15 protein-coding genes and 2 tRNA genes are annotated in these 20,479 nt (G+C 63.5%); 13 read left to right on the top strand and 4 right to left on the bottom strand.

Going from position 1 to position 20,479, the window contains the following annotated elements; translation table 11 throughout:
* Positions 1-265 precede the first annotated feature (265 nt).
* Positions 266-1,243 (bottom strand): GlxA family transcriptional regulator, encoded by a 978-nt coding sequence (locus BJA_RS24935; protein WP_011087717.1) that lies wholly within the window; start codon positions 1,241-1,243, stop codon positions 266-268.
* A 152-nt stretch (positions 1,244-1,395) separates the two neighbouring features.
* Between BJA_RS24935 and BJA_RS24930 the strand changes: the two genes are divergently transcribed.
* The 4 genes from BJA_RS24930 to BJA_RS24915 all read left to right on the top strand — a co-directional run bounded on the left by BJA_RS24930 (position 1,396) and on the right by BJA_RS24915 (position 5,220).
* The gene (locus tag BJA_RS24930) at positions 1,396-1,653 is read left to right on the top strand and encodes a tautomerase family protein (RefSeq protein ID WP_011087716.1); all 258 of its coding nucleotides are present in this window, start codon (positions 1,396-1,398) and stop codon (positions 1,651-1,653) included.
* Positions 1,654-1,835: 182 nt separating this feature from the next.
* Positions 1,836-3,242, top strand: coding sequence for an NfeD family protein (locus tag BJA_RS24925; RefSeq protein ID WP_011087715.1), 1,407 nt, complete (start codon positions 1,836-1,838; stop codon positions 3,240-3,242).
* Positions 3,239-4,000, top strand: a complete 762-nt coding sequence (locus BJA_RS24920) for a slipin family protein (RefSeq protein ID WP_011087714.1) — start codon at positions 3,239-3,241, stop codon at positions 3,998-4,000. The genes BJA_RS24925 and BJA_RS24920 overlap by 4 nt, the downstream gene beginning before the upstream one ends.
* A gap of 131 nt (positions 4,001-4,131) precedes the next feature.
* On the top strand, positions 4,132-5,220 hold the full coding sequence (locus tag BJA_RS24915) for an asparaginase (RefSeq protein ID WP_236842067.1): 1,089 nt from the start codon (positions 4,132-4,134) through the stop codon (positions 5,218-5,220).
* An 82-nt stretch (positions 5,221-5,302) separates the two neighbouring features.
* Here the strand turns inward: BJA_RS24915 and glnA are convergent, their stop codons facing one another.
* Both glnA and BJA_RS24905 read right to left on the bottom strand, forming a co-directional pair.
* Complete coding sequence (gene glnA / locus BJA_RS24910; RefSeq protein ID WP_011087712.1) at positions 5,303-6,712, bottom strand: type I glutamate--ammonia ligase; 1,410 nt, start codon at positions 6,710-6,712, stop codon at positions 5,303-5,305.
* Between the two features lie 153 nt (positions 6,713-6,865).
* Complete coding sequence (locus BJA_RS24905; protein WP_007603495.1) at positions 6,866-7,204, bottom strand: P-II family nitrogen regulator; 339 nt, start codon at positions 7,202-7,204, stop codon at positions 6,866-6,868.
* A 380-nt stretch (positions 7,205-7,584) separates the two neighbouring features.
* On the opposite strand from BJA_RS24905, the gene BJA_RS24900 reads away from it, so the two are divergent.
* A complete protein-coding gene (locus BJA_RS24900; RefSeq protein WP_038966309.1) occupies positions 7,585-9,084 on the top strand; it encodes a bifunctional ADP-dependent NAD(P)H-hydrate dehydratase/NAD(P)H-hydrate epimerase in 1,500 nt (499 codons plus the stop codon).
* Positions 9,085-9,192: 108 nt separating this feature from the next.
* Here the strand turns inward: BJA_RS24900 and BJA_RS24895 are convergent, their stop codons facing one another.
* Positions 9,193-10,497 (bottom strand): multicopper oxidase domain-containing protein, encoded by a 1,305-nt coding sequence (locus BJA_RS24895; protein WP_011087710.1) that lies wholly within the window; start codon positions 10,495-10,497, stop codon positions 9,193-9,195.
* 154 nt (positions 10,498-10,651) lie between these two features.
* Here BJA_RS24895 and BJA_RS24890 point away from each other — a divergent pair.
* From BJA_RS24890 to BJA_RS24855, 8 genes are all read left to right on the top strand, one after another.
* Positions 10,652-10,736, top strand: a tRNA-Leu gene (locus BJA_RS24890).
* Positions 10,737-10,913: 177 nt separating this feature from the next.
* The gene (tig, locus tag BJA_RS24885) at positions 10,914-12,275 is read left to right on the top strand and encodes a trigger factor (RefSeq protein WP_011087709.1); all 1,362 of its coding nucleotides are present in this window, start codon (positions 10,914-10,916) and stop codon (positions 12,273-12,275) included.
* Positions 12,276-12,565: 290 nt separating this feature from the next.
* On the top strand, positions 12,566-13,201 hold the full coding sequence (locus BJA_RS24880; RefSeq protein WP_011087708.1) for an ATP-dependent Clp protease proteolytic subunit: 636 nt from the start codon (positions 12,566-12,568) through the stop codon (positions 13,199-13,201).
* A gap of 448 nt (positions 13,202-13,649) precedes the next feature.
* Positions 13,650-14,921, top strand: coding sequence for an ATP-dependent Clp protease ATP-binding subunit ClpX (gene clpX, locus BJA_RS24875; RefSeq protein WP_008547851.1), 1,272 nt, complete (start codon positions 13,650-13,652; stop codon positions 14,919-14,921).
* Positions 14,922-15,245: 324 nt separating this feature from the next.
* On the top strand, positions 15,246-17,669 hold the full coding sequence (gene lon, locus BJA_RS24870) for an endopeptidase La (protein ID WP_011087707.1): 2,424 nt from the start codon (positions 15,246-15,248) through the stop codon (positions 17,667-17,669).
* 70 nt (positions 17,670-17,739) lie between these two features.
* Positions 17,740-18,144, top strand: coding sequence for a GFA family protein (locus tag BJA_RS24865; RefSeq protein ID WP_011087706.1), 405 nt, complete (start codon positions 17,740-17,742; stop codon positions 18,142-18,144).
* A 48-nt stretch (positions 18,145-18,192) separates the two neighbouring features.
* A tRNA-Val gene (locus tag BJA_RS24860) sits at positions 18,193-18,269 on the top strand.
* Between the two features lie 183 nt (positions 18,270-18,452).
* Positions 18,453-20,408, top strand: a complete 1,956-nt coding sequence (locus tag BJA_RS24855; RefSeq protein ID WP_011087705.1) for an acyltransferase family protein — start codon at positions 18,453-18,455, stop codon at positions 20,406-20,408.
* Positions 20,409-20,479 lie beyond the last annotated feature (71 nt).

Below are 20,479 nucleotides of genomic sequence, written 5' to 3'. Positions count from 1 at the left end.
CCGGTGGCGCGGGTCAACTCTTCAAACATCATTACATCAGAAAAGTCGCGCCAACTCGTTGATCCACCTCATGGCGCGACCTGTTTCTCGCGCGAGGATGGCTGCATCTTTCTGAGACGAGTTCGATTACTGCGTATTACGGTATTGCTCGGCCGCGATCTGCTCGCGGCGTCGGCTGGAGCAGAGTTAAGTGCACTGTCACCGCAGTTGTGGATTTGCCGGGCGAGCAAGGCGCTAAGCTGGGTCGAACACCCTTGGTCAGCGGTTACGCCGTCCGCTCCATCCGCCGCGCGCGATACGCCTGAGGCGACATCAACGTCAGCTTGCGGAACGCCTTGCGAAAGCTGCTCTCGTCTTCATACCCTGTCGTGCGCGCGATGATCTTGATCGGCTGCGTCGTCGTCTCCAGCAGCGTGCGCGCGTGCTCGACGCGGCGGCGCATGATGAAGGCTTGTGGCGGCTCGTGCGTGAGCTCCTGAAACTTCCGGTTCAGCGTGCGCTCGCTGAGGCCGAGCGCGCCGGCAAGGCGCTTGACCGTCATCGGGCTCTTGCCGGTGCGACGAACCAGCAGGTCGGCCCTGGTCAGCAGCGGGTCCTGCGAGAGCAGGTAGCCCACGGGCATGAAGATCGATTGGGTGCGCTGTGCGGTGTCGATGACGACGTAGTCCGCGCACAGTTTTGCGATCTGCTTGCCGTCGACCATCTCGATCAGCCTGAGCAGGAGGTCGACCCACGACATCGGGCCGGCGGCGCAGACGACGCGGTCCGCGCTGGTGATGACGGCGTCCGGGGCGAGGTCGATCGCGGGATGGCGCTGCCGAAGCTCGCTTTGCAGCCACCAGGTGATGGTGGCGCGGCGGTTGTCGAGCAGGCCCGCTCCCGCAAGCAGGAAGACGCCGCTGCAAAAGGCGCCGATCAGCCGGCCGTTGGCGTGCTGCTGCCGCAGCCAGGCGCCGGCACGGACGTATTGCGGCCGCAGGCGCTCGGCCGTGACGTGATCGACGAGGTTGCCGGGGACGAGGATCGCGTCGAAGCCGGCGCGCTTGCCGATCGCGCCGTCGACTGCGACCGTCTGGCCGCCGCCGGCGCGCACCGCCTTGCCGTCGAGCGACAGCGTCTGCCAGGTGAAGCGGGATTTTTCGCCGCTCTGCTGCATGACGTGATTGGCGAGCGACAGGACGTCGGCGACGCCTGAGATCGCCGAATGCATGCAACCTTCCAGCGCCAGAACTGCGAGCTTCATGGGATCTCCTGCCAGCCACTGGCGACCCTAACCGATCGGCGCCAGCGATGCGTGGCGGAAATTGCCCGATCTCTGGCTGATCCGCCACTGCCCTGCCCGGGGCACCGGGTCCAAATTCGCTCTGTCGTCACACGACATGATTGGAGAGAGACATGCCTTACGTCACCATATCCACCGTCCGCGGCATCCTGGACGCCGCGCAGAAGAAAACGCTGCTCGAACGCGTCACCGACCTCCTGGTCGAGGTCGAAGGGCAGGGCAGTCCGGACTTCCGCCGCAACGTCTGGGTCAGGATCGAGGAGCAGGAACCTTCGCACTGGTCGCTCGGCGGCATGCAGCCGACGAGCGAGATCATCGCGAGTACGTTCGGCGCGATCGGAGCGGACGGGGTGCGGATCGCGAGGCCGTAGCCGCCAAGTGCACGGGCGGATCAGCCCAAGGCATGGTCCCCAAGGCATGGTCCGCCACCGCCCTGTGCTCAACCGATCCGCGGGGCGATTTCCATTGCATCGCACAATCAGACAAGGGCCTGCACACGGCTGCATTGAGCTTCAAGAGACGAACACCATATGTTCTGCAAGGGAGTCCTGCCGTGCAGACCATGAAGGCGGCCCTCGTTACGGCGATTGGCGTCGTGGCTTTGATCTGCTGCCTCCTTCCCAGTTCAGCAGAGGAGAACGGCCGTCTTGCACTGATTGTTTCGATCGACGGGGCCATTGGCCCCGCGTCGGCCAGTTACGTGAAGGAGGCCTTGGCCCACGCAAGCGAACGGCGCGCCGAGGTCGTGCTTCTGAGAATCAACACTCCCGGCGGACTCAATTCCAGCATGCGCGAGATCGTTGCGGATGTGCTGGCCTCGCCCGTCCCTGTCGTCGGTTACGTCGCTCCCTCCGGCGCCCACGCGGCGAGCGCGGGGACCTATATCCTTTATGCGACCCACATCGCGGCGATGGCGTCGGGCACCAATATTGGTGCAGCAACGCCGGTGCAGATTGGCGGACCGCTGCCGGGTCTGCCGAGCGGTACACCGGACAAGGGCGGCAAGGACAAGAAGGACGGTGACCAGCAGAGCGAGAAGGATCAGCCCAAGGATGCGATGACGGCAAAGGTGACCAATGATGCGGTTGCTTTCATCCGTAGCCTTGCGGAGCTGCGCAACCGCAATGTGGACTGGGCGGAGAAAGCGGTCCGTGAGGCCGCCACTCTCTCTGCCAACGGCGCGCTAGAGGCCCATGCCATCGATCTCGTCGCGCGCGATCAGGCCGAATTGCTGAGGCAACTCGATGGCCGCGTGGTGGAGGTTGCAGGCGGCAAAACGCAACGCCTCGCGACGAAGGATGCGGTCGTTGAAGCCATCGACCCCGGATGGATATCCCGCTTCCTGGCGGTCATCACCGATCCGAATGTGGCGTTCATTCTCCTGATGGTCGGCATCTACGGCCTGATCTTCGAGTTCATGTCTCCCGGAGCCGTCGCTCCGGGAGTCGTCGGCGCGATCTGCCTGTTGATCGGCCTCTATGCGCTCAATTTGCTGCCAATCAACTATGCCGGGCTTGCCCTGATGCTGGTCGGCATAGTGCTTCTCACTGTCGAAGCCTTCAATCCGACGGTGGTGATCGGTCTCGGAGGGATCGTCGCTTTCGTGCTGGGAGCGCTGATGCTTTTCAGGGTCGAGGCGCCCGGCTACCACCTGTCGTGGTGGGTAATCGGCATCGCTGCAACTGTGTTCACCGGCTTTGCGCTCGTCGTGCTTGGTTCGCTGCGGCGTGCCGCCAACGCTCCTGAACGGGTCGGCGCGCAGGCCATGCGAGGCTTGCCCGCCGAGGTTCTCGACTGGCGTGGGAGCGAAGGTCATGTCTTCGCCCATGGCGAGCGCTGGCAGGCGCGCGGCGCCGAAACGTTCAAGCCCGGAGAGACGGTCGAAGTCGCAAACGTCGTCGACCTGACGCTGCTGATACGGCGCGCACCAGCCCGAACAGGCGAGGGAGATCCATCATGATGCTGGAATATCTGACCTATGCGGCGCTCGCGTTGCTTGTCATCATGTTCCTCTCCCAGGCTATTCGAATCCTGCGTGAATACGAGCGTGGCGTCGTCTTTACGCTCGGTCGCTTTACCGGCGTGAAGGGCCCGGGCCTCATCATCCTCATTCCGGTCGTGCAGCAATTGGTAAAGGTCGATCTACGGGTGATGGTGCAGGTCGTCCCGCCCCAGGACGTGATTTCGCGGGACAACGTCTCCGTCAAGGTCAACGCCGTTCTGTATTTCCGCATCGTCGATCCCGAGCGGGCCATCATCAAGGTCGGCGATTACATGGCCGCCACCAGCCAGCTCGCGCAGACCACGTTACGCTCGGTGCTCGGCAAGCACGAGCTCGACGAGATGCTTGCCGAACGCGACAGGTTGAACGCCGACATCCAGGAGATCCTCGACAAGCAGACCGACGTCTGGGGCATCAAGGTCACCGGGATCGAGATCAAGGACATCGATCTCAACGAAACCATGGTGCGCGCGATCGCCAAGCAGGCCGAAGCGGAACGGTTGCGGCGCGCCAAGGTGATCAACGCGATAGGCGAGCAGCAGGCCGCCGAAAAGCTCGTCGAGGCCGGCCGGATTCTCGCGCAGGAGCCGCAGGCGATGCAGCTACGTTACTTCGCGGCCCTGCACGACATCGCGGGCGAACGGTCGTCGACCGTCGTCTTTCCGCTACCGACGGGTTTGCTCGATCATTTTATGCCGCGGCGGGACAACCCATAGGGAAAGCAGCAGGCTGACCCATCTTCGGCCTCAATGGGCGTATCGAATGTCGATCCCTACTTGAATGGGAGGACAATTCGATGACGAAGCCTACCGCCAGCCCAGCCAGCTGTCGCCAACGTCGAACATCCATGCTTGCCATTCCACTGCTGTCTTTTGCGCTCTGGTCCGGCGGCATCGGCGCAGCGGCGCACGCTGCAGAGCCGGGCAAGGACGCTTCGGCCGGAGGCCTGCCGCGCATTCTCGTGCTTGCGACGGGAGGCACCATCGCAGGCCAGGCTGACGCGCGTGCGACCGGTGCGTACAAATCGGGCCAGATCACGGGCGAGCAATTGATGCAGTCGGTGCCGGGTCTGGACAAGCTGGCAAAGCTGAACGCCGAACAGATTTCGTCGATCGGATCCCAGGACATGAACGACAAGGTCTGGTTTGCGCTGGCCCGTCGCATTCAGGAGGCCTTCGACAAGAACGAGGCCGACGGCGTCATCGTGACCCACGGCACGGATACGCTCGAGGAGACGGCGTTCTTTCTCGACAATGTGGTGCGTGGCGACAAGCCGGTGGTCATCGTCGGCTCGATGCGTCCGGCTTCAGCCGTCAGCGCGGATGGCCCCGGCAATCTGTACGAAGCGGTCCAGGTGGCCGCCGATCCCCGATCCCGCGGGCGCGGCGTCATGGCCGTGCTGAACGACAAGATCGAGGGAGCACGCTCGGTCACCAAGACCAACACCACGAGCATCGAGACGTTCAATTCTCCCAACGGCGGGCCGATCGGCTATGTCGACACCGCGGGCGGCATCCGTTTCATGGCCCAGGCTGCCGGTCTCAAGCGCGCGGCCTATCAGCTCCCGGCAGGCGAGCAATTGCCGCGGGTCGAGATCGTCTACTCGCATGCCAACATGGACGCCGTTCCGATCGAGGACGCCATTTCCCACGGCGCCAAAGGCATCGTGCTGGCCGGTGTCGGTGACGGCAATACGTCGAAGCCGGCGCTCGATGCGCTCGAAGCGGCCGCGAAGAAAGGGATCCTCGTCGTCCGTTCCACGCGGGTTCGGTCTGGCTTCGTCACCCGCAATGTCGAGGTCGACGATGACAAGAATGGCTTCGTCGTGTCCGAGGACCTCAATCCCCAGAAGGCACGCGTTCTCACCCAATTGCTGATCGCGAGCGGCGTCACGGCTCCGGCCGAGCTGCAGCGGGCTTTTACAGCGACATGGTGACTGGATCGGCGACGAGGCGCCCCAAAACGAAAAGGCGCCCCTCGCGGAGCGCCTTTTGCTTGTCGCAGACAGTTCGGGCCGCTTAGCCCGAATAGTACATGTCGAACTCGACCGGGTGCGGGGTCATTTCGAAGCGCTCGACTTCGGTCATCTTCAGCTCGATGTAGCTGTCGATGAAGTCGTCGTCGAACACGCCGCCGGCCTTGAGGAAGGCGCGGTCCTTGTCGAGGTTCTCGAGCGCCTCGCGCAAGCTGCCGCACACCGTCGGGATCTGCTTCAGCTCTTCCTTCGGCAGGTCGTAGAGGTCCTTGTCCATCGCCGGACCCGGATCGATCTTGTTCTTGATGCCGTCGAGGCCGGCCATCAGCATCGCGGCGAAGCCGAGATAGGGATTGGCGAGCGGATCCGGGAAGCGCACCTCGACACGCTTGGCCTTCGGCGAAGCGGTGTAGGGGATGCGGCAGGAGGCCGACCGGTTGCGCGCGGAATAGGCGAGCAGCACGGGAGCCTCATAGCCCGGGACCAGACGCTTGTAGGAGTTGGTCGAGGGGTTGGTGAAGGCGTTGATCGCCTTGGCGTGCTTGATGATGCCGCCGATGTAGTGGAGGCAGGTCTCCGACAGGTCGGCGTATTTGTTGCCGGCGAACACCGGCTTGCCGTCCTTCCAGATCGACTGGTGCACGTGCATGCCCGAGCCGTTGTCGCCATAGACCGGCTTCGGCATGAAGGTGGCGGTCTTGCCGTAGATGTGGGCGACCTGGTGGATGCAGTATTTGTAGATCTGCAGATGGTCGGCCATCAGCGTCAGCGTGTCGAACTTCATGCCGAGCTCGTGCTGGGCGGAGGCGACCTCGTGGTGATGCTTCTCGACCTTGACGCCCATCTTGGCCATGGCGCCGAGCATTTCCGAGCGCATGTCCTGCACCGAGTCCTGCGGCGGGACCGGGAAGTAGCCGCCCTTGGTGCGGACGCGGTGGCCGAGATTGCCGCCTTCATATTCGGTGTCGGTGTTGGTCGGCAGCTCCGAGGAGTCGAGCCTGAAGCCGGTGTTGTAGGGGCTGGAGGAAAAGCGCACGTCGTCGAACACGAAGAACTCGGCTTCGGGACCGACGAAGACGGTGTCGCCGACGCCCATCGACTTCACCATCGCCTCGGCCTTCTTGGCGATGCCGCGGGGGTCGCGGTTGTAGGGCTCGCCGGTGGTCGGCTCGAGCACGTCACAGGTGATGACCATGGTGGTCTCGGCGAAGAACGGATCGATCGTCGCGGTCACCGGATCCGGCATCAGGCACATGTCGGACTCGTTGATCGCCTTCCAGCCGGCGATCGAGGAGCCGTCGAACATCGTCCCTTCGGCAAATATGTCTTCATCGATCATGCTGACGTCGAACGTCACATGCTGCCACTTGCCGCGCGGATCGGTGAAGCGCAGGTCGACGTACTTGACGTCGTTGTCCTTGATCGATTTCAGGACGTCTTTGGCGGTCTTCATGCATACCCCTTTTGGCTCTGCGGGTCGGTTTCCAGATGAGCAGGATTATTCTCGCTTTTGGCGAGTTCGCGCGCGACCGCACAAACGAATTCGGGCCGCCGAAGCAGCCTTATTTCTTGTCAGAGTGTCGCAAAATGCGGGATAGCACCCGGCTCAGATAGCGTCCAGCCCGGATTCGCCGGTTCGGATGCGGATCGCCTCTTCGATGTTGGAGACGAAAATCTTGCCGTCACCGATGCGACCGGTCTGCGCAGCGCGGCGGATCGCGTCGATGGCGCGCTCGACCAGATCGTCGCCGATCACGATCTCGATCTTCACCTTGGGCAGGAAGTCGACGATGTATTCTGCGCCGCGGTAAAGCTCGGCGTGTCCCTTCTGCCGGCCAAAGCCCTTGGCCTCGGTGACGGTGATGCCCTGAAGGCCGACTTCCTGAAGCGCTTCCTTCACCTCGTCGAGCTTGAACGGCTTGATGATGGCTTCGATTTTCTTCACTGCGCGCCTCCCGGCATTTCGATCAAATAGCAACGTCTTCGTCAGGATGCGCTTTTCTCACGCACGATCTTGTCTTCGCTATGCCGGGATCCCTGACCAGCCCGGCACCAACGGCCGGCCACACCCTGATAGATGTCAGTGAGCACGACGAACCGAAGCGGCTTCCTCGAAAGCAGGGTCTATGCCAAGTTGCAAATGCCCTGATTATTGGAGCGTTATCAGCCTTTTAACGAGCATCTCTGATAGGTGGAGCCGACCGGCCCAAAATACCGAAGACTACGAAATAGGCAAACGGTTCAATCTGTGGGCAAATCGGCGTTCCGGCGGTCGGATCGGCACAGAAGATGCCTGTTGAAGAGGCGTTTGTACAGGGAAGTGGCATGGAAGTTCTGACCAACGCCGAAATGCAGCGCGCCGACCAGCTCTCGATCGCGGCCGGCACGCCCGGCTTCAAGCTGATGCTGAGCGCGGGCCAGGCGGTCGCCGAGGCCGCCAACGCGCTGGTGGAGGAGGGGCCGATCCTGATCGTGGCCGGCCCCGGCAACAATGGCGGCGACGGTTTTGTCGCAGCCGCCGAGCTCGCCGCCCAGGGGCGCGAGGTCTCGGTGATCCTGATGTGCGAGCGCGACCAGCTCCAGGGCGACGCGGCCTCCGCCGCGCGCGGCTGGAAGCACCCGGTGCTCCCGTTCAATCCGCAGGCGATCGGAAAGCCCGCGCTGATCATCGACGCGCTGTTCGGTGCGGGCCTCAGCCGCCCCGTTGACGGCGAGGCGCGCGCGATGATCGAGGCCGTCAACGCCAATGGTGCCTTGGTGCTCGCGGTCGATCTGCCGAGCGGCATCAACGGCACCAGCGCCGCCGTGCTGGGCGCTGCGGTCAACGCCACCGAGACCGTCACCTTCTTCCGCAAGAAGCCGGCGCACCTGCTGCTGCCGGGGCGGATGCATTGCGGCCGCGTGCGCGTTGCCGACATCGGTATCGACGCACAGGTGCTTGACGAGATCAGGCCGCAGACCTTCGAGAACGACCCGGATTTCTGGGGCGCGGCCTTTCCGGTGCCGCGGATCGACGGCCACAAATATGCGCGAGGGCATGTGCTGGCGGTCTCGGGCGATGCAGCCGCGACCGGCGCGGCGCGGCTCGCCGCGCGCGGCGCGTTGCGGGCCGGCGCGGGCCTGGTGACGCTGGCGAGCCCGCGCGATGCGCTCGCGATCAATGCGGCCGCGCTGACCGCGGTGATGGTTCGCCCCGTCGACACCGCGATCGAGTTCGGCGAGTTGCTCGGCGACAAGCGCTACAACACCTGCATCATCGGCCCCGGTACAGGCGTTGGCGATCGCACCTGCGATTTCGTCCACACCGCGCTTGGCGCGCAGCGGCATCTGGTGCTGGACGCGGATGCGCTGACGAGCTTTGCCGCGAATCCCGAGCGCCTGTTCGAATCGATCAAGGCCTCGCACGACAATGCGGTGGTGCTGACGCCGCACGAGGGCGAGTTTCCGCGCCTGTTCTCCGATCTCAGCAACAAGCACCCCGGCCGTTCCAAGCTCGAGCGCGTCCGCGCCGCCGCCGAACGCTCCGGCGCCGTGGTGCTGCTGAAGGGGCCGGATACCACCATCGCCGCGCCGGACGGCCGCGCCACCATCGCCGCCAATGCGCCGCCCTGGCTCGCCACGGCGGGTGCGGGCGACGTGCTCTCCGGCATCATCGCGGGGCTCCTGGCGCAGGGCGTGCCGGCCTTCGAAGCCGCCAGCATCGGCGTGTGGATGCATGGCGAGGCGGCAAGCGAGGCGGGGCCGGGGCTGATCGCGGAGGACCTGACCGAGACCCTGCCGGCCGTGCACCGGCGGATCTATAATGCACTGGGGATCGAGTACTGAGCTGCTCGCTACGGCGGGTAGGATGGGTAGAGCGCAGCGAAACCCATCATCTCAAACCTCGGCACGGTGGCGGTGGGTTTCGCTGCGCTCTACCCATCCTACGAAACCTCACTCCACCGCGTACCAGCGCACCAGCCGCGGCGCGGCCCAGTCGGTCACGACGGATTCGATCAGCCAACGTCCGGGCGAGGTCGCCGCGAACGCGATGCGCTGGGTCTGGCCGGACTCGATCGCGAGCGTGTCGAGCCAATAGGGCTTCCAGCCGTCGTCGAGCTTGTCGAGCAGGCGGAAGGGATGGCCGTGCAGGTGGAACACGGCGGTGAGGGGCGCGGGGTTCTTGAGGGTCAGCACGACGGTGCGGCCGGTCCTGGTGCGGAAGGCCGGCGCCGACGAGGTGGAGAAATCCGCAGGCCGCGTCCAACCGGTATCGGGTGCACCGAGCGCGACATCGAACCGCAGGGCGCCTTTGAGATCGAGCTGGTCGGGCAGGGCATTCGCAGGGAGCGGTTGTGGCGGCAACAGCGGCGCGCGCCGCTCCAGTCTGCCGGAGATCGAGAGGTTTCCGATCGGGCGGGCCTCCTTGCCGTCATGCAGCAGAAATTGGGCCGATGTGGCTGCGTCCACAAAGGCGTCGGCCCGTCCGCCCGGGGCCAGCACCAGGGCGCCATTGCGGGCCGGGAACGGCTCGGCCGGCTGTCCGTCCAGGGCCATCACGCGGACGTCGTGATTTTCCAATTTGATTGCGAGGACAGTGCGTTGGGAGCCATTGATAAAGCGCAGCCGCAGCCGCTCATTGGCGGCGGCTGCGAGCTCGCATGAAGTCTGCCCGTTGATTGTATAGAGCGGGGTCGCGTCCTTGGGGTCGCGGCCCGGGGGCAGCGCGGTCCCATCCGGCCGCAGGCGCCATTCCTCGATCAGCAGGACCTCGTCACGATCGACGGCGATGCGGCTCGTCTCCTCCGCGATGATCGGAAGCGGCCGCGCCGGCTGCTTCAGGCCGTCCTCGAAGAGGCGAAAGTCGGTCAGCAGGGTTCCGGCGTTTGGTATTGAAATAATTGAAGTTTCAGTCGCGTCCGGCGCCGTCGGCGCGCGCCCTCGCAGCGGGTCCGCCGCAGCCGGGCCGTTGAGGCCGTACCAGACTGGGGCAAGCGGCACAGGCAGGTCGTTGCGGAATACCACCTCGCAGCGGTCGCCGCGCTTGAGATGGACGCCCCTGGTATGGCTTACGGCGGCCAGCTCCCAGATTGGTGTGGGCGGCTGCCCCGGCTTCAGAGCCAGCGTTGCCGGCCTCGCCTGAAGGGCGATCTGGGCGGTCACGGACGGACCTGCGCCGCCGGCCATCAGCCCCGCAGCCGAGGCTCCGAGGCCAACCAGAACCTCGCGTCGGCTCGGGTGAAAGATCCGCGGTTTCATGGCCCGATCCGGACCACGCCGCGCTGGATAAGTCCAGCCATCGTGCCTACTTGAAGCCTGCCTCCATCAGGCCATTTTTTTGCTGCGAACAGTCAGGCGCATGCTATAAGCCCGGCCGCCCGCGGCATCGCGGCCGGTCTTGATGCAAATTCACGCGGGCGTGGCGGAACTGGTAGACGCGCTGGATTTAGGTTCCAGTGACGAAAGTTGTGGGGGTTCGAGTCCCTCCGCCCGCACCAAGCGCTTTCAGCGTTTGCACGGATTACCGAAGGGCCTCGCTTCGTGCGGATGTTTTCCGTCTGGAGCAGGGCTCTGATGAACCACCGGCGTTGAGGCGTTTGCCTCGCGTTGGATCGATTAATGACAGCGTCCCGACGCATGCGTGCCGGGGCCGAACGAGAAGAAGATTGGACGCCATGCAGGTCACAGAAACCCTCTCGGAAGGTTTGAAGCACGAGTTCAAGATCAGCGTTCCCGCGTCTGATCTCGACGCCAAGGCCGGCGCCAAGCTCGTCGACCTCAAGGACAAGGTCCGCATCAACGGCTTCCGTCCCGGCAAGGTGCCGGTCGCTCATCTGAAGAAGGTCTATGGCCGCTCGGTGATGGCCGAGACCATCGACCAGACCATCCGCGACACCAACACGCAGCTGTTCTCCGAGCGCGGCTTCCGCCTCGCGACCGAGCCGAAGATCACGATGCCGAGCGAGCAGGCCGAGGTCGAGGAGCTGCTGAGCGGCAAGACCGATCTGACCTACACGGTTGCGATCGAGGTGGTGCCGTCGATCGCGCTCGCCGACTTCAAGACCTTCCAGGTCGAGAAGCCCGTGGCTGACGTTACCGACGCCGACGTCGACGAGGCGATCAAGCGCATCGCCGACACCAACCGCGGCTATGCCGCGAAGGCCGACGGGGCCAAGGCCGAGTCGGGCGACCGCGTCACCATCAACTTCAAGGGCACCATCAACGGCGAAGTCTTCGAGGGCGGCACCGGCGAGGGCATCCAGGTCGTCATCGGCTCCAACACCTTCATCCCCGGCTTCGAGGAGCAGCTCACCGGCATCGGCGCGGGCGAGACGCGCACGCTGAAAGTGTCGTTCCCCAAGAACTACATGAACGACAAGCTCGCCGGCCAGCCGGCCGAGTTCGAGACCACCGCGACCTCGATCGAAGCGCCGCAGGACATTGCGATCGATGACGAGTTCGCCAAGACGCTCGGCCTCGAATCGCTGGACAAGCTGAAGGAAGCCGCGCGCGAGCGTCTGGTTGCCGAGTTCGCCGGTGCGACGCGCCAGCGCGTCAAGCGCGCGCTGCTCGACCGTCTCGACGAGGCGCATCGCTTCGAGGCGCCGCCCTCGCTCGTCGACGAGGAGTTCAATCTGATGTGGAACTCGGTCAAGGCCGAGATGGACTCGGCCGGCAAGACCTTTGCCGACGAGGACACCACCGAAGATGCCGCCAAGGAAGAGTACCGCAAGATCGCCGACCGCCGCGTGCGCCTCGGCCTCGTGCTCTCCGAGATCGGCGAGAAGAACAAGATCACCGTGACCGACGACGAGGTCGGCCGCGCCGTGATCGAGCGGGCCCGCCAGATGCCCGGCCGCGAGAAGGAAGTCTGGGACTATTACCGCAGCAACGCCCAGGCGCTGGCCCAGCTTCGTGCGCCGATCTATGAGGACAAGGTCGTCGACTTCATCCTCGAGCTCGCCAACGTGACCGAGAAGAAGGTTTCGCGCGAGGACCTCTACAAGGACGATGAGGCGGAAAAGACCGCGGCCTGAAGGCTTTGAGACAGTCTTCTATTAAGGATGATCAGCGGAAGGGCCCGGCTAGCCATGTGGCTGGCTGGGCCTTCTTGCGAGAATCAGCTTCAAGTGCCCGGCGGATTAAGCCTTAATTCGCTCCGCACTTGTCTGGCGCGAATTGGGCTATATCTGTCGGTACACCCTGTACCCAAACTTCTACCGCTACCAACTTCCTGCATCACGGGCGTCCATCGGCCTTCCGGCAAATCCAGCCAAACTGGCAGCCAAGAGTGGCGATGTCCGCCTCCGAAAACCCTAGGTGACTCATGCGCGATCCGGTTGAAACCTACATGAACCTCGTGCCCATGGTGGTCGAGCAGACCAACCGTGGCGAGCGCGCCTACGACATTTTCTCGCGCCTGCTGAAAGAGCGCATCATTTTCCTGACCGGTCCGGTCGAGGACGGCATGTCGACGCTGGTCGTCGCGCAGCTGTTGTTCCTCGAAGCGGAAAATCCGAAGAAGGAAATCTCGATGTACATCAACTCGCCGGGCGGCGTGGTGACGTCGGGCCTTGCGATCTACGACACCATGCAGTTCATCCGCCCGCCGGTCTCGACGCTGTGCACGGGGCAGGCGGCCTCGATGGGCTCGCTGCTGCTCGCCGCCGGCGAGAAGGACATGCGCTTCTCGCTGCCGAACGCGCGCATCATGGTGCACCAGCCCTCCGGCGGCTTCCAGGGCCAAGCCACCGACATCATGCTGCACGCGCAGGAAATCCTGAACCTGAAGAAGCGGCTCAACGAGATCTACGTGAAGCATACCGGCCAGACCTACAAGACGATCGAGGACGCGCTGGAACGCGACAAGTTCCTGACCGCCAACGACGCCAAGGAGTTCGGCCTGGTCGACAGGGTCATCGACAAGCGCGCCGAAGAGCCGGCCGCGGCGAAGACCCAGTAGCACTACCGGTCGGTAGCGGCGTCCCTTGGGGGCGCCCGGGTACCTTCAGGGGAGCGTTCACGTTTAGGACTCGTGTGCGCGCTGCAAAACGCCGTTTTGCGCCCTGCGACAGGCAGAAAGTTCCGCTTTCGTGCTTGTTTTTCGTGGCAATCCAGCAACGCCGGGGTGATTTCGATCACTTCGCCCGTGCCAAGACCTGAAATCACGGTATTGTCACGGGTAGCCGGCGACCCCCGATTAGCGAATTCTTGATAGTCGGGTGACAGCATGGTTGGCTACGAATGATCCGCTATGATCGCGGGAGAATCGAGTGACCGTGATTCGCACGGGATGTAGCGCGTAGGGTCTTTTTTGGTACGGAATTTGCTCTATTTGAACTTCATACCGACCGGTGTGTCGGGATGGAGCGATCGAGCGGAACGGGATCGAACCGCGGACGGAGACATGAATGAGTAAGGTCGGCACGAGCGACTCCAAGAACACGCTATATTGCTCGTTCTGCGGCAAGAGCCAGCACGAAGTCCGCAAACTGATCGCGGGTCCCACGGTCTTCATCTGCGACGAGTGCGTCGAGCTTTGCATGGACATCATCCGCGAGGAGAACAAGTCCTCGCTGGTCAAGTCGCGCGACGGCATTCCGACGCCGAAGGAAATCTGCAAGGTGCTGGACGATTACGTGATCGGCCAGAGCCACGCGAAGAAGGTCCTGTCGGTCGCGGTGCACAACCACTACAAGCGCCTCAACCACCAGACCAAGCACAACGACGTCGAGCTCGCGAAGTCGAACATCCTGCTGATCGGTCCGACCGGTTCGGGCAAGACGCTGCTCGCGCAGACGCTCGCCCGCATCCTGGACGTGCCCTTCACGATGGCGGACGCAACGACGCTGACCGAAGCCGGCTATGTCGGTGAGGACGTCGAGAACATCATCCTGAAGCTGCTCCAGGCCGCCGACTACAATGTCGAGCGCGCCCAGCGCGGCATCGTCTACATCGACGAAATCGACAAGATCAGCCGCAAGTCCGACAATCCCTCGATCACGCGCGACGTGTCGGGTGAGGGCGTGCAGCAGGCGCTCTTGAAGATCATGGAAGGCACGGTGGCTTCGGTCCCGCCGCAGGGCGGCCGCAAGCATCCGCAGCAGGAGTTCCTGCAGGTGGATACCACCAACATCCTGTTCATCTGCGGCGGCGCCTTCGCCGGCCTCGAGAAGATCATCTCGGCACGCGGACGGTCGACCTCGATCGGCTTCGGCGCCCAGGTGCTCGCGCCGGAGGACCGCCGTACCGGCGAGATCTTCCGTCACGTCGAGCCTGAGGATCTCCTGAAGTATGGTCTCATCCCCGAGTTCGTCGGCCGTCTGCCTGTGGTGGCGACGCTCGAGGATCTGGACGAGACCTCGCTGAAGAAGATCCTGACCGAGCCGAAGAACGCGCTTGTGAAGCAGTACCAGCGCCTGTTCGAGATGGAGAACATCGAGCTGACCTTTGCCGACGAGGCGCTTGGCGCGGTCGCCCGCAAGGCGATCGAGCGCAAGACCGGCGCCCGTGGCCTGCGTTCGATCCTCGAGGCGATCCTGCTCGAGACCATGTTCGACCTGCCGGGTCTGGAAGGTGTGGAAGAAGTCGTGATTTCCCGCGAAGTCGTGGAAGGCACGGCCCGTCCGCTCTACATCTACGCCGATCGATCCGATCGCGCCGTCGAGAACGCCAGCGCCTGATTTGCGGCGCTGGAACGCTCCAATCGTCCTGAGAAGTGACGGCTGCGGAATGTATCTCCGCAGCCGAGTTAGCGTCGCTTACCCGTGTGCGTAAGCGCCTGATGGCGCGCGTTTTTCAATGACTTGACACCCCCCCGGTCGATAGCCACCTAATGTCGGCGGCGAGCGTGAATTCTCTTCAAGATTCGCCTCAGTTCCGATCCGGCAAGCCCGGTCCACCCTTGGAATGGTAGACTGGTTTTGTGGATCACCTCGGCACCTTGTGGCGGTTGCGCATGAGCATGGCGGGCTGCGTGCAAGGGGGCAAAGCAAAAGGAAAAGGCCATGACTAATCCAAAACCCAGGCCAACCATCGTCCATGGCGAAACGCACGCTTATCCCGTGCTTCCCTTGCGCGACATCGTCGTCTTCCCGCACATGATCGTGCCGCTCTTCGTCGGCCGCGAGAAGTCGATCCGCGCGCTCGAAGAGGTGATGAAGAACGACGCGCTGATCATGCTCGCGACGCAGAAGAACGCGTCCGACGATGATCCGGCGCCCGATGCGATTTACGAGACCGGTACGCTTGCCAGCGTGCTCCAGCTCTTGAAGCTTCCCGACGGCACCGTGAAGGTGCTGGTCGAAGGGCTCGAGCGTGCGCGCGTGCAAAAATACACCGATCGCGCCGACTACTATGAAGCGACCGCGATTGCGCTCGCCGATACCGATGCGAAGTCGGTCGAGGCGGAAGCGCTGGCACGCTCGGTCGTGTCCGACTTCGAGAGCTATGTGAAGCTCAACAAGAAGATCTCGGCCGAGGTCGTCGGCGTGGTGCAGGCGATCACCGATTTCGCCAAGCTCGCCGACACGGTCGCCTCCCATCTCGCCGTCAAGATCGCGGATCGCCAGGGCATCCTGGAGACGCTGTCGGTCACCACGCGCCTCGAAAAGGTGCTGGGCCTGATGGAGAGCGAGATCTCGGTGCTCCAGGTCGAGAAGCGCATCCGCTCGCGCGTCAAGCGCCAGATGGAGAAGACCCAGCGCGAGTATTATCTCAACGAGCAGATGAAGGCGATCCAGAAGGAACTCGGCGACGACGACGGTCGCGACGAGCTCGCCGATCTCGAAGAGAAGATCTCCAAGACCAAGCTCTCCAAGGAAGCGCGCGAGAAGGCGCAGCACGAATTGAAGAAGCTGCGCCAGATGTCGCCGATGTCCGCGGAAGCGACCGTCGTGCGCAACTACCTGGATTGGCTGCTGTCGATCCCGTGGAACAAGAAGTCCAAGGTCAAGAAGGACCTGGAATCGGCGCAGGCCATCCTGGACTCCGATCACTACGGTCTGGAGAAGGTCAAGGAACGTATCGTCGAGTATCTCGCGGTGCAGTCGCGCGCCAACAAGCTGACGGGACCGATCCTGTGCCTCGTCGGACCTCCCGGCGTCGGCAAGACCTCGCTCGGCAAGTCGATCGCGAAGGCGACCGGACGCGAGTTCGTGCGCGTCTCGCTCGGCGGCGTGCGCGACGAGGCCGAGATCCGCGGTCACCGCCGCACCTATATCGGCTCGATGCCCGGCAAGATCATCCAGTCGATGCGGAAAGCCAAGTCGTCCAATCCGCTGTTCCTGCTGGACGAGATCGACAAGATGGGCGCCGACTTCCGCGGTGATCCGTCCTCGGCTTTGCTCGAGGTCCTCGACCCCGAGCAGAACGGGACCTTCAACGACCACTATCTCGAGGTCGACTACGATCTGTCCAACGTGATGTTCATCACGACCGCGAATACGCTCAATATTCCGGGACCGTTGATGGACCGCATGGAGATCATCCGGATCGCGGGCTACACCGAGAACGAGAAGGTCGAGATCGCGCGCAAGCACCTGATCCCGAACGCGGTGTCCAAGCACGGCCTGGACTCCAAGGAGTTCTCGATCGACGACGACGCGCTGCTGCTGCTGATCCGCCGCTACACCCGCGAAGCGGGCGTGCGTAACCTGGAGCGCGAGCTCTCCACACTCGCCCGCAAGGCGGTGAAGGAGCTGATGATCTCCAAGAAGAAGTCGGTCAAGGTCACGGAGAAGTCTCTCGAAGAGCTTCTGGGTGTGCCGAAGTACCGCTTCGGCGAGATCGAGAGCGAGCCGCAGGTCGGCATCGTCACCGGCCTTGCCTGGACCGATGTCGGCGGCGAGCTGCTGACCATCGAAGGCGTCATGATGCCGGGCAAGGGCAAGATGACGGTCACGGGCAACCTGCGCGACGTGATGAAGGAATCGATCTCGGCGGCGGCGTCCTACGTCCGCTCGCGCGCGATCGTCTACGGGATCGAGCCGCCGCTGTTCGACCGGCGCGACATCCACGTGCACGTGCCGGAAGGTGCGACGCCGAAGGATGGTCCGTCGGCGGGCGTGGCGATGGCCACCGCGATCATCTCGGTCATGACCGGAATCCCGGTCCGCCACGATGTCGCGATGACCGGCGAGATCACGCTGCGCGGCCGCGTGCTGCCGATCGGCGGTCTGAAGGAGAAGCTGCTGGCTGCTGCCCGCGGCGGCATCAAGACGGTGCTGATCCCCGAGGACAACGCCAAGGATCTCACGGAGATTTCCGATGCGATCAAGGGCGGCATGGAGATCATCCCGGTCTCCCGTCTCGACGACGTCGTCGCCAGGGCGCTGGTGAAGAAACCGGTGCCGATCGTCTGGGAAGAGGACACCAAGGTGACGGTGAAGCCGGACGGCGACGAAGCCGCTGGCGGCCTGACCGCTCACTGAGCTCCAGCGAAAGATGATAAAACGGCGCCTTCGGGCGCCGTTTTTGCTTTGATGCAAGGGAACGAGGGCGATGCAGATCGACGGGCAATGCCATTGCGGGCAGATCACCTTTGAAGCCGAGATCGACCCCGAGGCGGTCTCGGTCTGCCATTGCCAGGACTGCCAGACGCTGACGGGATCACCGTTCCGGGTCACCGCGATCTGTTCCGCCGGCGACGTCAAGCTCACCGGCGGCACGCCAAAAATCTACGGCAAGCGCGGCGACAACGGCCGGATGCGCTTCCAGCATTTTTGCGCCGACTGTGGTTCCCCGCTGTTCACCAGCGGCGAGGGCGACCAGGCCGACGACTGGGGCATCCGCTGGGGCAGCATCCGCCAGCGCGACGCTCTGAGGCCCAGCCGACAGATCTGGTGCCAGTCGGCGGCAGTGTGGATCGACGCCGTGCCGGGGCTGCCGGGGAGGCCGCAGGATTGATGTTCCGTACTTGCTCACCGAGGGCGGGTAGGGATAAAGAGGCGGCGAGGGCGGTTAGCTCAGCTGGTTAGAGCATCTCGTTTACACCGAGAGGGTCCGCGGTTCGAATCCGTGACCGCCCACCAACGCGTTTTTCGGTACTGCCTCGTCAATTGGAACGGGCCGAGCGGGCAGCACCGAGCCGACGGCCATCGGTTCCGGCTGCATCTTGTGCTTGCGGCCGGTCTTCGCGTCGGGCATATCGGCCCGAACTGGGACGCGTAGAGCGGCTGCCCTGCCAAGCACCACCTGGATCCGACGCCGGCCATATGCCGACCAAGCTGCCCTACCGACCGGAGATCGACGGCCTGCGAGCGATCGCGGTCCTGCCTGTCATTCTCTATCATGCCGGGGTTCCCGGATTCTCGGGCGGCTTTGTCGGAGTCGACGTCTTCTTCGTGATCAGCGGCTATCTGATCACGTCGATCATCCTCGACGAATATGAAAATGGCGGCTTCAGCTTCGTCGGCTTCTACGAGCGGCGCGCCCGGCGCATTCTGCCGCCCTTGTTCCTGGTCTGCCTTGCGAGCATTCCGTTCGCCATCTATTCGCTGAGCCCGCGCGATCTCGAGGAGTTCGCCAGGAGCCTGCTCTCGGTCTGCGGTTTCGTTTCGAACTTCTTCTTCTGGTCGCAAAGCGGATATTTCGACGGGCCGACCGAGCTCAAGCCACTCGTCCATACTTGGAGCCTTGCGGTCGAAGAGCAGTTCTATCTGGTCTTTCCGATCGCGCTGTTCTTGTTGCTCAAGCTCGGTCGACGTCACGCCATCGCGTTGTTTGTCGCGACCGCTGTACTGAGCTTCGCTCTCGCTGTTTGGGGATCGCGTCACGCGACGGCAGCGACCTTCTACCTCCTGCCGGCAAGGTATTGGGAGCTTTTGATCGGTGCGCTGCTGCCGCTGTGCCGCATCGAGACCGAAGCGCGGCGCCTGCCGCGCCGGCTCGCCGAGCCGCTTGCGTTGCTCGGTCTTGCATTGATCGCGATTCCGATCTTCACCTATCACAACATTCCCTATCCCGGCGTTTACACGTTGCCGCCGACACTCGGCACGGCGCTGGCGATCGTGTTCCTGCGACCCGATACGCTATCGGGCCGCATCGTTGCGACGCGCGGCCTCGTTGGCATCGGCCTGATCAGCTACAGCGCCTATCTCTGGCATCAGCCCGTGTTTGCGTTTGCGCGGCTCGGCGCGATCTATGAGGCCAATATCCCGGTCTTCATCGGCCTTTCGGCGATTGCGCTGCTCCTGGCCTACCTGACCTACGTGCTGGTCGAGCGCCCGGCGCGCGACCGCAAGCGGCTCACCCGGAACGAGGTGTTCGCCTATTGCGGTGCTGCCTCCGCGGGACTGGCCGGCCTCGGCCTGGTCGGCATCTTCACCGGCGGGCTCGAGAACAGCTATCTCGCCCGCAACGACATGGCGACCCAGCGGGCCTATGCGCTCATCAAGCAATATGGCTTGCGCGATATCAAGGCCCGGCTGATCGACCGTGGCTGCCAGTTCTGGTCTCCCCGTCCGGACGAGGCGTTCGAGGCGCGGTTTCGATCCTGTGCCGAGAAGTTTGGCCCGGCAACCATGGTCGTCGGCGATTCCCACGGCGAGAACGTCTACAATGCGGTGGCCAAGGCGAGCCCCGGCGAGTTCGTCGTCGGTCTGGTCGACGAAGGCTGCCGTGCGTGGAACGACAGCGATGCCTGTCCGTATTCCAGGCTCAAGGGCTTCCTCGAGCGCAACGGAGCTTCCGTGCGCGGGATCGTCTTCAACGTGTCGGGAGCTCACCTTCTGACCGACCTGGAAGGCAATTCGGAAAACCACCACCTGTTCGAGTGGAAGACGGGATATCTCATCAATTACGAGAAGGTCGCCTTCACGATCAACTATCTGCGGACGATCGCGCCGCTGGCGAAGATCGTGTGGCTCGGTCCCTTTGTCGAAGCACGGGTCAACTTCCGCGATCCGCCGTCAATCGCAAGGGACGCGTTCAGGATGAATCCCGTCTCGCTCCATCATTTCAAGGCGCTGGACGCCGAGATTGCCAAGGAAGTCGCCGAAGGGCCACAGACCTTCAAGTATCTGTCATTCTACGACGTGCTCAAGGTCGATCAGTATTTCCTGCTGACCGGCGATTGTCTGACGTTCAGCGATCCCGATCATCTGAGCGCCTGCGGCGAGGAGTTGCTTGGCGAGAAGCTCAAGGCCCAACTGCCCTGGCCGAATTCGTAGGCTCCAGGCACAAGCATCCAAGCGGTGCCCGTCCGACCTTCAATTTGAATGGGCCGCAACTTCGGTTCGTG

Source organism: Bradyrhizobium diazoefficiens USDA 110, assembly GCF_000011365.1.
Lineage (GTDB): Bacteria > Pseudomonadota > Alphaproteobacteria > Rhizobiales > Xanthobacteraceae > Bradyrhizobium > Bradyrhizobium diazoefficiens.
The sequence above is the reverse complement of the archived record's forward strand: the minus strand, read 5'-3'. Positions and strand labels throughout refer to the sequence as shown.

Bases quoted from the DNA above. Each gene is read 5' to 3' on its own strand.
- BJA_RS24920 (WP_011087714.1), top strand. From the start codon at position 3,239: ATGATGCTGGAATATCTGACCTATGCGGCGCTCGCGTTGCTTGTCATC.
- BJA_RS24865 (WP_011087706.1), top strand. From the start codon at position 17,740: ATGCAGATCGACGGGCAATGCCATTGCGGGCAGATCACCTTTGAAGCC.
- lon (WP_011087707.1), top strand. From the start codon at position 15,246: ATGACTAATCCAAAACCCAGGCCAACCATCGTCCATGGCGAAACGCAC.
- BJA_RS24915 (WP_236842067.1), top strand. From the start codon at position 4,132: ATGCTTGCCATTCCACTGCTGTCTTTTGCGCTCTGGTCCGGCGGCATC.
- BJA_RS24935 (WP_011087717.1), bottom strand. From the start codon at position 1,243: ATGAAGCTCGCAGTTCTGGCGCTGGAAGGTTGCATGCATTCGGCGATC.
- BJA_RS24930 (WP_011087716.1), top strand. From the start codon at position 1,396: ATGCCTTACGTCACCATATCCACCGTCCGCGGCATCCTGGACGCCGCG.
- BJA_RS24880 (WP_011087708.1), top strand. From the start codon at position 12,566: ATGCGCGATCCGGTTGAAACCTACATGAACCTCGTGCCCATGGTGGTC.
- BJA_RS24900 (WP_038966309.1), top strand. From the start codon at position 7,585: ATGGAAGTTCTGACCAACGCCGAAATGCAGCGCGCCGACCAGCTCTCG.
- tig (WP_011087709.1), top strand. From the start codon at position 10,914: ATGCAGGTCACAGAAACCCTCTCGGAAGGTTTGAAGCACGAGTTCAAG.
- clpX (WP_008547851.1), top strand. From the start codon at position 13,650: ATGAGTAAGGTCGGCACGAGCGACTCCAAGAACACGCTATATTGCTCG.
- BJA_RS24895 (WP_011087710.1), bottom strand. From the start codon at position 10,497: ATGAAACCGCGGATCTTTCACCCGAGCCGACGCGAGGTTCTGGTTGGC.
- glnA (WP_011087712.1), bottom strand. From the start codon at position 6,712: ATGAAGACCGCCAAAGACGTCCTGAAATCGATCAAGGACAACGACGTC.
- BJA_RS24855 (WP_011087705.1), top strand. From the start codon at position 18,453: ATGCCGACCAAGCTGCCCTACCGACCGGAGATCGACGGCCTGCGAGCG.